Annotated in this window: 10 protein-coding genes; 4 read left to right on the top strand and 6 right to left on the bottom strand. The window is 66.2% G+C overall.

What is annotated here, in order from left to right; translation table 11 throughout:
• From ASC63_RS04445 to ASC63_RS04430, 4 genes are all read left to right on the top strand, one after another.
• On the top strand, nt 1–1,227 hold the full coding sequence (locus ASC63_RS04445) for an MFS transporter (protein ID WP_055810302.1): 1,227 nt from the start codon (nt 1–3) through the stop codon (nt 1,225–1,227).
• A 52-nt stretch (nt 1,228–1,279) separates the two neighbouring features.
• The gene (locus ASC63_RS04440; RefSeq protein ID WP_082487202.1) at nt 1,280–2,410 is read left to right on the top strand and encodes a 2-hydroxyacyl-CoA dehydratase family protein; all 1,131 of its coding nucleotides are present in this window, start codon (nt 1,280–1,282) and stop codon (nt 2,408–2,410) included.
• The gene (locus ASC63_RS04435) at nt 2,407–3,705 is read left to right on the top strand and encodes a 2-hydroxyacyl-CoA dehydratase family protein (protein ID WP_082487199.1); all 1,299 of its coding nucleotides are present in this window, start codon (nt 2,407–2,409) and stop codon (nt 3,703–3,705) included. Before ASC63_RS04440 ends, ASC63_RS04435 begins: the two co-directional genes overlap by 4 nt.
• A 159-nt stretch (nt 3,706–3,864) precedes the next feature.
• A complete protein-coding gene (locus tag ASC63_RS04430) occupies nt 3,865–4,791 on the top strand; it encodes a PaaX family transcriptional regulator (protein ID WP_055810300.1) in 927 nt (308 codons plus the stop codon).
• Here the strand turns inward: ASC63_RS04430 and ASC63_RS04425 are convergent.
• The 6 genes from ASC63_RS04425 to ASC63_RS04400 are packed head-to-tail and all read right to left on the bottom strand — an operon-like array spanning nt 4,775 to nt 11,900.
• Nucleotides 4,775–5,635, bottom strand: a complete 861-nt coding sequence (locus ASC63_RS04425; protein ID WP_055810298.1) for an alpha/beta fold hydrolase — start codon at nt 5,633–5,635, stop codon at nt 4,775–4,777. The genes ASC63_RS04430 and ASC63_RS04425 overlap by 17 nt on opposite strands.
• Before the next feature lie 29 nt (nt 5,636–5,664).
• Nucleotides 5,665–6,585 (bottom strand): PaaX family transcriptional regulator, encoded by a 921-nt coding sequence (locus ASC63_RS04420; protein ID WP_157487574.1) that lies wholly within the window; start codon nt 6,583–6,585, stop codon nt 5,665–5,667.
• On the bottom strand, nt 6,582–7,811 hold the full coding sequence (locus tag ASC63_RS04415) for a cytochrome P450 (protein WP_055810294.1): 1,230 nt from the start codon (nt 7,809–7,811) through the stop codon (nt 6,582–6,584). The genes ASC63_RS04420 and ASC63_RS04415 overlap by 4 nt, the downstream gene beginning before the upstream one ends.
• A 37-nt stretch (nt 7,812–7,848) precedes the next feature.
• A complete protein-coding gene (locus ASC63_RS04410; protein WP_200936775.1) occupies nt 7,849–9,021 on the bottom strand; it encodes an ABC transporter ATP-binding protein in 1,173 nt (390 codons plus the stop codon).
• A complete protein-coding gene (locus ASC63_RS04405; protein WP_055810290.1) occupies nt 9,014–10,822 on the bottom strand; it encodes an ABC transporter permease in 1,809 nt (602 codons plus the stop codon). The genes ASC63_RS04410 and ASC63_RS04405 overlap by 8 nt, the downstream gene beginning before the upstream one ends.
• Before the next feature lie 40 nt (nt 10,823–10,862).
• Nucleotides 10,863–11,900 (bottom strand): ABC transporter substrate-binding protein, encoded by a 1,038-nt coding sequence (locus tag ASC63_RS04400; RefSeq protein ID WP_055810288.1) that lies wholly within the window; start codon nt 11,898–11,900, stop codon nt 10,863–10,865.
• Between the last annotated feature and the right edge of the window lie 178 nt (nt 11,901–12,078).

The following is a 12,078-nucleotide window of genomic DNA, read 5'->3' as shown; positions in this document are numbered from 1 at the left end:
GTGGCTAGGCGCACCGGCCCCGGTACATTCGACGCGCTGCGGCTGCCGAACTTCGCGCTCTACTTCTACGGTCAGCTCGTCTCGCAGACGGGAACCTGGTTTCAGAACCTGGCCATCTCGCTGCTGGTTCTGCAGCTGACGGGAAGCGCGAGCGCCCTGGCGCTCGTGACGGTGGCGCAGTTCGGGCCGACGCTGGTGCTGGCCACGGTTGCCGGGCGCATCTCCGACTCGGTCTCGCCGCGCACCATACTGTTGTGCACCTCGGCGGCGGCGGTGTTCGTGACGCTGGGGCTGGCGTGGGCGGTGTCGGTCGAGCATCCGCTGCTGCCGGTGATCTACGGGCTCATCGTGCTCTCGGGCACCATCAACGTGTTCGACCGGGTGGCGGCGCAGGCGTTCATCTTCGAACTGGTCGGTGCGACGCTGCTGCAGAACGCGGTTGTACTCAGCACCGTCTATATCTCCGCCGCTCGCTCGATAGGGCCGGGTCTCGCGGGCTTCGCGTACGCCGGCTTCGGCCCAGCCGCGTGCCTGCTTATCAACGCCTGTTCGTACGCTGGTGTGTTTCTCGCCCTGCTGCTGATCAGAACGCGGATGCTGCACCCCCGACCGCGCGTGGAGAGCGGCCCCGTCTCCACCTGGTCGACGATCAAACAGGTGCGCTTCAACAGGCCGCTGCTCGTCTTGCTTGTCGTCAACGTCATCATCACCCTGACCGCGCTGAACATGAATGTGGTGCTCACCTCGGTGGTCACGCTGAGCTTTGCGGGCACCGCCGTTGCCCTCGGCGCAACGCATGCGCTCAACGCCGTCGGCGCGATAGTGGGCGGGCTGCTCGTGACGCGCATCCGCCTGGTGCGGGTGCTGACGTTGGTGCCGGCGTGCCTGGTGTTCGCCGCGGCGCTCGCCGTGAATGCGCTCGCCCCGAGCCTCGCGGTATTTCTCGTCGTCGCCCCGCTGCTCGGGCTGGGGTTGGGGCTCTATCAGGGCGTGTTGAACAGCGCGGCACAGGGGGCCAGTCCGCCGCACGCGATAGGGCGCACCATGTCGCTCGTCACCCTGGGAAACATCGGAATGGCCCCTCTCGGCGCGCTCGCCGTCGGTGTGCTCATCGATGCGACCTCGGGCCAGCTGGCACTGGGGGTCGGCGCAACCAGCTGCGCCGTGTGCGCCTCGCTGGTCTTTGTCGCACTCAGAAGAAGAGCCGAACAGCGCATCGCTCAATAGGACTCTCGAAAAATGACGAGCGTCACGCTAAGGTTTATATGAGGAGAGAACAATGACGTTGGAAACATCTCGGCTGAGCGAGACGCTCGCCACGCTCGAGGCTGCGTACGCGAGCCATGCCCCGCTGCGGGAGCCTTCTGGACCGGTGATAGGCATGGTCGGCCAGGACGTGCCGGGCGAGCTGATCACCGCCGTCGGCGCCACGGCGTTGCGCCTGCGGGGGGAGCCCGGCCGCGACACGGCAGTGGCCGATCACTACCTGGGAACGGGGCTCGACCCCGCCACCCGCTCACTCTTGACCCTGCTGCTCGGCCGCGAGTTCGGCACGCTGGATGCCGTGGTCGTCTCCGCAGACTGCGACGCCTCCCTGCGCCTGTACTACGTCTTGCGCGAGATAATCCGGGTGGAGCCGCAGACGCACATTCCGCCGGTGTATCTGGTGGACATCCTGCACCTTCCCCGTGCCACGACAACACGCTACAACCGGGTGCGCGTCGGGCAGCTCGTCGACGTGTTGCAGGGTTGGACGGGTGCGAGCATCACCAACACGGCCCTGGAGAACGCGGTGAGGCTCCACGACGAGATTCGCTGGCTGCAGCGCAAGGTGTCGGCACTGCGGCACGCACAGCCCGCTCGACTCACCGGCAGCGAATACCTGGCGGTGATGGGCGCGGCCACGCGTCTGCCGCTCGACGAATATCGTGTGCTGCTGACCACACTCCTGGCCAGTACCGATCAGTTGCCTGTGCACGATGAGCTGCGGGTCTTTCTCACGGGAAGCAGCCATGACGACCCGGGCGTGTACCGCGCGATCGAGGCGCAGGGTGCCGTGATAGTCGGCGAGGACCACGACTGGGGGGAACTGCTGACCGAACGGGAGGTGGGCGCGGCCACACTCGACGCCATCGCCGAGCGTTATCAGCACAACGGGCCCACCTCGCAGCGCTCATCCATTCGCCAGCGCGCGACGCACACCGCGACGGCGGCCGCCGGCGCCGGCGCCGAGGTGCTGCTGAGTTACACGCGCGACAAAGACGAGGCGCCGCTCTGGGACTTCGCTGCCCAACAGGCCGCCGCAGGCATGCCCGCCGTCATGGTGTCGCGCCAGCCTTACGGGGCCATCGACGCCGGGGACCTTGCCGAGGCCCTCGATCTTCTCCGAGAGCCCAGGGATGCCGCATGACCGCCACCAATTCCACCGCCACTGATTCCGCCGCCGCCCCGACGAGGCCGGTTCCCGATCGCCTCGTCTCCGCACGCAACGCGCTGCGGCACCAGCGGGAATGGTTCGAGTCGGTGCAGCAGCACGCGGCATCCGGCGGCCTGGTCGCGCTCGTCAATGCGGACACGCCCCACGAGATTCTGCGCGCCTTCGACATTCCGTACATCGTGAACCAGTGGTGGGCATCCATCGCCGCCTCGAAGCAGGGCGCCCAGCGATACCTGTCGCTGATTGAGCAGCGCGGCTACCCGAACGACTCGGAGCAGTACAACGCGATAGGGCTCGGCAGCGCCTTCGACGACGACCCCGAGACCGCGCCGTGGGGAGGGCTGCCACGACCGTTCCTGGTGCTGGGCGAGCTGACCGGCGATGCGTCGGGCAAGGTCTTCGATGTGTGGGACCAGCAGGAGGGCGTGACATTCTTTCCGTTTGAGAGCGCCTCTGAGGCCCAGGCCGAGTCGGTGTGGTGGGACCGCCTGGCCGACGACTGGGAAGAACTGAGCGGCACGGAACGCATCGACCTGATGGTCGGTGAAATGAAGGAGCTCATAGCGTTTCTCGAAGAGAAGACCGGCACCACCTTCGACCAGGCAAAGTTCGAGCGCATCATGCAGTTGGGCAACGAGCAGGCCGCGTGGAACACGCGCACCCGCAACCTGATCGCCGAGGTACGGCCGTGCCCGATCAGCGTGACAGACAGCATTCCGGCCGTCATGTTGCCGCAGTGGCATCGCGGCACCGAATGGGGGCGGGATGCCGCGAAGGGGCTGTACGAGGAGGTGCTGCAGCGCGTCGAAGAGGGGCGCTCATACGCCGAACCGGAGCGCGCGCGGCTCATGTGGATAGGCCGTGGACTCTGGTTCGACCTGGGCTTCTATCGCCACTTTGAGCAAGAGTATGGCGCCGTCTTCGTGTGGTCGATGTACCTGGCCATCGCGGCAGACGGCTACGCCCGCCACGGCGGAGACCCGTTGCGCGCGCTCGCCTCACGATTCGTGGGCTTTCATGAGCACCTCTACGTGGCACCCATGTCGGCCGAGTGGTACGTGAATGAGGCGCGCAGGCACGGGGTCGATGGCGTCGTGCACCTGGTGTCGGATGATCCGCGCGGCAACTGGGCCACCACGCGCGCACTCGAGGCGGCCGGCATTCCGGTGATAGAGGTGAAGGCCGACAATGCCGACAGCAGCAGCTACGACGTGGATGCGTTCCGCGGCTCGGTGGCGGAATGGTTGTCCTCGACGGTGCTGCGCTAGGGTGAATCGCGCGCGGGTTTCGAGACGCCGCCTCGTTCCTCGACGGCTCCTCAACCAGCGGATGGCTTATGCCGGTTGAGGAGGACTCGACGAAGGAGGGCCCGTCTCGAAACCCGCGAGATCGCACTGGGGCGGTCGAGAACAGGTGAAAGGTGCCGTATGACGCAGAAAGCTGCCGCACCGGCATCCGCCCCGAGCCTGCCTCGCTCGCAGGTGGGCAATGAGCCGCAATACCTGCTGATTACGCTGCTCGGCGACTACTGGTTCGGCCGCGAGGAGCTCATTCCGTCGGCGGCGCTCGTGGCACTGCTTGCGGAGTTCGGCGTGTCAGAGAGCAGCTCGCGACAGGCGATGAGGCGGCTCGCGACGCGCGGCCTGCTCGTGCACGAGCGCGTGGGCCGTACCGCGTACTACGGCTCCCGGCGCAACAGTTCCGCGGTGACCGCGGAGCGGCTGCGCAGGGCGGTCGGCTTCGGTTCGCGTTACCCGGACTGGGATGGCAAGTGGACCGTCGTGTCGTTCTCGGTTCCGGAGAAGGCTCGCGACGTGCGCCGGTGGTTGCGCAATGGGCTGCGCTCGCACAAGTTTGGCCTGCTCAACGACGCCATCTGGGTATCGCCGCACGATCGGGTGGCCGACGCCGAGGCGCTGCTCGACAGGCTGGGGGTGGCCGACGCCAGCATCATGCGCGCCGAACTGCTGCCCCGTGCCTCGCAGCCGATGTCCTTCTCGAATGTCTTCGAGCTCGAGCAGTTGGGCACGGACTACCTGGAGTTCATCGACCGCCACGAGCCGATGGTCGAGGTCGCGCGTTCGGGCAGGGTGACTCCGTCGGAGGCGCTCGTACTGCGCACCGGGCTCATGAGCGACTGGCTCTCGTTCCGGGTCAAGGACCCTGAGCTGCCAGAATCGCTGCTGCCCGCCGACTGGCCGAGAAGGCGTGCCCACGAGGTCTTCATCAGCATCTACGACAGCGTCGGCGCCACCGCCGAGAGCCGTTTTCGCCAGATTCTCGGCGCCGTCGATCCGGGGCTCGCCACCCTCGTGACCCACCACACGACGACGAACCTCAGGCTGGACGAGTAGGCGACAGGAGCGGCAGCAGGGCCTCGACGAACTCAGCGGGGCGCTCCATCATGACGTCGTGACCGGCGCCGGGGATGTTCACCCGGCGCATCCGCTCGCCCATCAGGTGCAGGAATGCGGATGCGTCGATGGCGCTCGCCATGAACGAGTCCCCGGCCGTGATCAGCGCCACGCGAGACGGGTCGAGCCCGTCGAATTCCGAATCGGGAGGATGCGCCATGCCGCGGGTTTTCACGTCGTGATTCCACGCCCAGCCGCCGTCGCTCGCCCGCAGGCTCTGCTCACCGACGCGCAGGGCAAGCCATCGCGGCCAACTACTGCGGGCATCGCGGGACGCGAATTCGGCGGCACCCTGCTCGCGGGAGGCAAACCAGGTGGGTCGGCCGGAGGGGGCGGCGGAGGCCGGCTTCGAACGCGGCACCGCATCCACGCTGACGACGGATGCGATCTCTGCCGCCCCGTGCGCGGCAGCCGCGAGCGAGACGACCCCGCCCAGCGAATGCCCGATGATGGTGATTCCCGTACGGCCAGCCTCGGCCTGCGCCACAGCACGCACCTCATCAGCCCACCGCTGAACCGAATACGACTCGCGCCAGTCGCTGTCGCCGTGGCCCGAGAGATCCATCGCCAGCCAACGGATGCCGCGCGGCACCAGCAGCGAGAGCGCGGCCTCCCACCAGCGGGCGTGGGCCCGGGCACCGTGCACGAACAGCAGCGTCGGCAGTGAGGCCTCGCCCGCAGAGAAATACCGGATGCCCGCCCCCGCGACCGAAACTTCCCGCCGTTCGGCGTCGTCGAAAAGGCTCGGGTCGAACCAGGGCGGCGTGTCTTCGGGGCTCAGCATCGCTTACAAATCTACGGCGATCGGAATCATTAATGGGTACTCCGTGACGCAATGGCGGGGCGGTAGTAATCCAGTTGCGCAGCAGCCGCAGGGTCGAACTCGGCGACGAGTTCGCGCATGCGGATCAACCCGAGCGCGCCCATCGTCGTCCACAGTTCGGTGAAGACATCGCGCGCGCGGGGCTGCGGCCAGTCGGTCGGAAGCACCTCGTGCGGCAGATCGGCATCCTGAAGCGCGATGTCTCTCCACGCCGCGAGCACGGTGGTGCGCACGATCAACGCCTCGGCGGGCGCGATATCGCCCGCGTGGGCTCGGTGCACCAGGTGCTCGAAGCTGTTCAGAAACTGCGTGTATCGCTCTCGGGCCGCCACCAGATCGAAGGCGTCGACGGGGTCCATGGCGTCGTGGTCGAGATCGTGAAAGGTGGCACGCATCACGGCGAGCCTCACATCGAGCTCGGCGCCCAGGGCCGCGACGCCGTCACGGTGGTCGCGCGCCTGAACCCAGACGGCGTCGGTCATCGGCGCGAACTTGAGCCTGTCGAGGCCGGTGCGCAGCCGGGGGCGCAGGCTGCGGCGATCTTCGGAGACCGAGAAGACCACGACGGTCCACAGGCCGTCCCACGGTTCGCGATCACCACCGAAGTCGAGATAGAGACGCAGCCGCTTATCGCGCCCGGCGAGATTCTCCTCGTTGACCGAATAGAAGGACTGCCTTCCGCGTCGTTCCTGCACCAGCAGACCGCGCCGTGCCAGACGGCTGAGCGCCACCCGTGCTGCCGACTCGCTGATACCGAACTCGCCGAGAAGTCGCACTATCGCGGTGGAGGGAAAGCATCCGCCCGCCGTGAAGCGGTAGTCGGCGACGAGCGTTGCTAACAGGCGCTGGGAATTCGCGCCGGGGCGACCCCGCGGAATCTCCGCGAGAGGCGTCGGGCTTGTCGTCGTCACGCTCGCACGAAGTCGAGCGGCACCGAGCGGGTGCCCCACTCGGCCCAGATCGCCATCTCGGGGTCACCGGCGGCGGTGAAGCTCGCGCTGCGCGAGAGCACCTCCTCAAGGGTGATGCTCATCATCATGCGGGCGAGGGGTGCGCCCGGGCAGCTGTGTGTGCCGCGCCCGAAGGAAATGTGCTTGCTGATGTTGGGTCGATTGAGCACGAATGTTTCACCGTCGGGGAACACCCGTTCGTCGCGGTTGGCCGAGGTATAGACCAGGGCAACCGGGTCGTCCTTGCGAATGAGCTGGCCGCCCAGCATGACGTCTTCGCGGGCCGTGCGGGCCATTCCTCTATAGGGGGAGTACAGGCGCAGGAACTCCTCGACCGCGGCGGGAATGAGGGTCGGGTTCGCACGAAGCTGGTCCTGCAACTCGGGGTCACGGCTCAGGTGCACGAACATATTGCCGATGAAGACGCTCGGCGCGACCATGCCGGTCACAATCAGCTGCCGCACGCATCCGAGCACCAGATGGTCGGGCAATGGCTCGCCCTGGGGACGGGCGGCCAGCAGTGCGGCCGTGAGGTCTTCCTCCGGGTCGTATCCGCCGGCGGCCCGGTCGTCGATGATGGTCTGGGCTATCTCGTAGAGCTTGCCGCTGAGACTCTTGACCACCTCATGGTCGAGCACCTGAATGGCATCCACATAGGTGCGGGTCACCGACTTGATCAGCTCCGACGTCTCCAGGTCGAGGTTGAAGAAGTCGGCGAAGACGAAGGCCGGAAAGCGCTGGGCGTATTCCTTGCAGACATCCGCCCAGCCGGTATCGATGAGCGGGTCGAGCAGTCCAACGGCGGATGCGCGCACCGTCGATTCGAGCTCGCGTATCTTCGGCGGGGTGAACGCCTTGTTGATCACCCTGCGGTACTCGGTGTGCTCGGGCGGGTCGAGGTGCAGGGGCGGTCGCACTCCCGTGAAGGCGAACTTGGGAATGGCGTTCTGCTTCGAGGTGGTGAAGTGCTCGATGTCGGTGATGGCGGTCAGCACTTCGTCGTAGCCCAGCAGTGCCCAGAACCCCTCATATTCCTGGCTGCGGGCGATGGGGCGCCGGGCCCGCAACGCCTCGAATTCCTCGTGCGCGCTCGTGAAGGTCTCACCGGGCGTCACCGGATCGAAGTCGTGTGCGGCACGGCGGCGCTCGTCTGCCTCGAGGTCTACGTCAAAATTCGGATGCTTCATCGCCTGTTCTCCTTGATATCGCTACGCACACGTCGGTTCAGCTCGCGGGCAGCACGCGCACGTTCTCGGGTGCCACGGTCACCCACGCGGAGTCTCCGCTGTGCCGATCGACCATGCCGAGCGTGACGAGTCGCAGTTCGAAACCACCCAGGCGCACGATCTGCTCGGTCTGGGCGCCGAGAAACAACATGCGGTCGACCACGGTGAACCAGCGGTTGACGCCGGGCCCCGGGTCGGCGGCGGTCACCACGCCCTGCTCGGGCCGGAACGACGCGACGACCTGCATGCCCGGTTCGAGCGAGTCATTGCCGACCAGGCCGTGCACCTCGCCGACCTCCGTCGTGACGACGACGGCGCCGTTATCGATGGATGCGACGGTGCCGGCAATCTCGTTGGTGGTGCCGACGAATTTCGAGACGTAGCGACTGGTGGGCCGCAGGTAGACCTCGTGCGGCTGGCCGAGTTGCTGCACCTTGCCGTTGCCCATGACCGCCACGCGATGGGCGAGCTCCATGGCCTCGTTCTGATCGTGAGTCACATACACCGCGGCGAAGCCGAGTTCGCGCTGCATCTCGAGCAGTTCCCGGCGCAGGGACTCGCGCACCTTCGCATCCACATTGGAGAGCGGCTCGTCGAAAAGCACCAGGTCGTCACCGCCGACGAGGGCGCGAGCGAGCGCGACGCGCTGCTGCTGGCCGCCGCTCATCTGGCCCGGATACTGGCCGCGCAACTCGCTCACGCCCACCATCGCGAAGACGCGGTCAACGTTTTCGCGAATCTGATCCTTCGAGAGCTTGTCGGTCTTGCGACTGCGCAGTGGGTACGCCACGTTGTCGAAGCCCGTCATGTGCGGCCACAGCGCGTACGACTGAAAGATCATGCTGAGCCGACGGCGTTCGGGAGCGAGCTCTATCCCCTTCTTTGCCGAATAAACGGTGGCGCCGCGAATCTCGATCTCGCCGCTGTCGGCCTGCTCCAGCCCGGCGAGGGTGCGCAGAAGCGTCGTCTTGCCGCATCCGCTGGGCCCCAAGAGCACCACGAACTCGCCCGGCATCACATCGAACGACACCCCATCGATGGCGTTGGCCACGGTGCCGTCGCCGCGGCGAAAGCGCTTGACCACATCGGTGATGCGTACGACGGGAACCTGGTCGGTTGCCACAAGGCCACGGCCCTGCGGCTGGGACTGGGTGTCGACGGCGCTAGGCAAGGGGGCCTCCAGAGTTCAGTTTGCGGCCCTGGCGTTCGCTCCTGCGAGAGACCACCAGCACGCCGATGACGATCACGGCGCTGATCACGGTGAGCACCGTGGAGAGCGCGGCGAGAAGAGAGAACGAGCCGTTCTGGTAGATCTCCAGAATGCGAAAGCCCACGACGTTGTTGTTGGTGCCGGCGAGAATGGATGACGCGGTGAGGTCGCCGATCATGCGCACGAACAGCAGTGCCCAACCGGCTATGAGGCCGGGCAGCATGAGTGGGGCATAGATCTTGCGAAAGGTGCGTCCCTCTCCGGCGCCGGCGACGCGCGACGCCTCGGCCAGTTCGGGGCCCACCTGACCCACCGCCGTGTCGGCCGAGACGGCGGCCTGCGGCAGGTAGAGCGCGATATAGGCCAGCAACAGAATCAGGATGGTGCCGCCCAGATGGAACGGCGCCCCGGCGAAGGCCAGCACGAATCCCACGGCAATGACAATGTGCGAAAGCGTCGAGGGCAGCTTGATGGCGCCGTCGATGAACCGGGCGAGCCTGCTGTGTGAGCGCACCACGTAGAGCGAGACGATGGCGGCGGCAGCGATGCCGATGGTGGCACCCAACAGTCCGAGCATGAGGCTGTTCTGCAGCGCCTGCTGGGTTGCGACATCCTGAAAGACAGCCTGAAAGAGGGCGTTGAGGCTCAGTTTCGCCCAGCGGATGTTGAGGGTCCAGTATCCGTTCAGCGCCACGATGACCAGCGCCAGAATGGGCAGCACCGTGGTGACGCCCACATATGCCAGAACCAGAATGCGCACCGGCAGCTTGGCCTTGCCCAGCTTGATGCGCGTTGCCCGCTGGCCCTTGCCGCCGATGGTTGAGAACCTGCCGCCCTTGAGAACCCGGCTCTGCAGCCACCAGGCAATGGCCACGAACACCACGACGATGAGGCACAAGCCAACGGCCGCGCCGATCTTCGGCGGAAAGGTGAACGAGAGCAGGTCGACGATGCGCACCGAGAGGATGCTGATGTTGGCGCCCTTGCCGATGACGGCGGGAATGGAGAAGAGGCCGAATCCACTCCAGAGAATCAACAGTGCGGCGCCGAGGATGCTGGGCAGCATTCCCGGAATGGTGACCTTGCGCAGTGTGCGCCAGAGGCCGGCGCCGCTCACCCGGCTCTGCTCTTCGAGGGCCGGATCGAAGTTGCGCAGCCCCGCGCTGCACATCATGAAGCTGTACGGCACGGCGTAGATCGTGTAGACGAGGATCAGGCCGTACCAGGTGTAGATGTCGAACGGGCCTTTGTCGAGGTGCACCCCGACGAGGTCGAGGCCCGAACGGATGAAGCCGTTGAGGTAGCCGGCCTGGGGCGAGAGCAGCAGCACCCAGCCGATGGCGCCGGCGATGGGCGGCAGCATGAACGGAATCATCGGCATCGCATCGGTGATGACGCCGAGGCTCGCATCCGTTCGCTCGTTGACCCACGCCAGGAGGGCGCCTATCACCAGCGCGATGGCCGTGCTCACGCCCACGACAATGAGCGTGTTGAGAACCAGCTCGCCGAGGTCGGGTTGGGTGAAGGCCCCGACGACGGGTGCCCCGCCCTGGGCGGCGATGCTGCCGACGAGGGCGATGAGCGGGTAGACGGCGAGGGCCGCCAGCGCCAGGGCGAGAACGACGCTGCCCAGGGAGAAGGGCGTGAACGAGCGCCTGCGTGCCCTGACGAGGGCGGCGTCGGATGCCCCGACACCGTTCTCATCGGAACCGTGCGTGTCGGGGCCCGGGCTACCGGGTGCCTCGCGCAGTTGGGTGCTCATTTCGTGTCCTTCTCCCTGGTCGGCGTCGTGTCGTTTGCCGTTACTTCGCGCCCAGGGCGTTCATGATCTCCGACTTGGCTGCGGCGGCAGCATCACGGTCGACGCGTGTCCAGTCCTTGGGAAGCTTGTCGGTGTCGTACGGTCCGACCAGCCCGGGGTCCTTGTTCAGAATGGCGTTGCCCTCCTTTGACATGAGGAAGATCGAGAACAGCTTGGCGGCGTTCGGGTGGGCTGCCTTGTTTGCGATGAGAGGCACGATCTCCGGGCCCGTGGTGAGGTCGGGGTAGACGATGTCGACCGGGGCGCCCTTGGCGGCGGCCGGTCCGACGGCGGCGGCCACGTTGGGAACACCTATCGCGCCCTCGCCTGCGGCAAGCGACTCGGTCATGGGAACGACGCTGTCGTAGAAGCGAGGAATCTGCGGAGCGAGCTTCTTGAGAAAGTCGATACCGTACTTCTGCTCCACCATGTACCAGAACTCAACGGCGGCGGGGGAGGAGCCGGGGTTCGGCACCAGCACCTTGCCCTTGAACATGGGCTTGAGCAGGTCGTCCCACACCTTCGGAACGTCGGACTTACTCACCGCGTCGGTGTTGTAGGAGAATCCCGATGGTGCGTACTGGATGGTGACGTTTCCGTCGTCGTGCAGGGAGCCCTTGGGAATGGACCAGGGATAGCCGGGAAGATCGGCGGCCTTGGGCGTCTCGAGCCATTTCTTGTCGATGGCCTGGGTCACGAAGTCCGAATCGGAGATCATGACCATGTCGGCCGCGAGGGCTCCGGCGGTCGCCTCGGAAGAGATGCGGGTGGCGAGGGTTCCGGCCGTGCCGCGCACGAACTTGGCCTCGATGCCGTAATCCGCCTTGAACTTGTCGGCGAGAGCCTGGGCGGTTGCCTCCGGGGGAACCGAGTAGAAGGTGAGCGAGCCTTCCTTCTGCGCGGCCTTGATGAGCGAGGCAAGGGCGGGGTCTGAAACCGTCTTTGCGGTCGCGGCGGGGGTTGCTGCAGATGAGCAGCCGGTGAGGAGGGCGAGTGCCGCGGCGACAGCAATCGCGGCGGTAATACTGCGTTTGGCCATGTTCTTATCTCCATTGATAGCTCGAACGACGGATGTGTTCGGGTGGCGGCAGCGGGTGCAGGCAACTGCCAGTGTGCATTCACACTAACGATCGTTAAGAAGAGAGTCAACTAAAAACATCTGATCGCCAGCAATGCCACGCGCGCAACGCTGACCGGATCGGGCGCGGCGATACACT

This window comes from Leifsonia sp. Root112D2 (genome assembly GCF_001424905.1).
Taxonomy (GTDB): Bacteria; Actinomycetota; Actinomycetes; order Actinomycetales; family Microbacteriaceae; genus Root112D2.
This window is presented reverse-complemented; position numbering and strand designations above follow the sequence as displayed.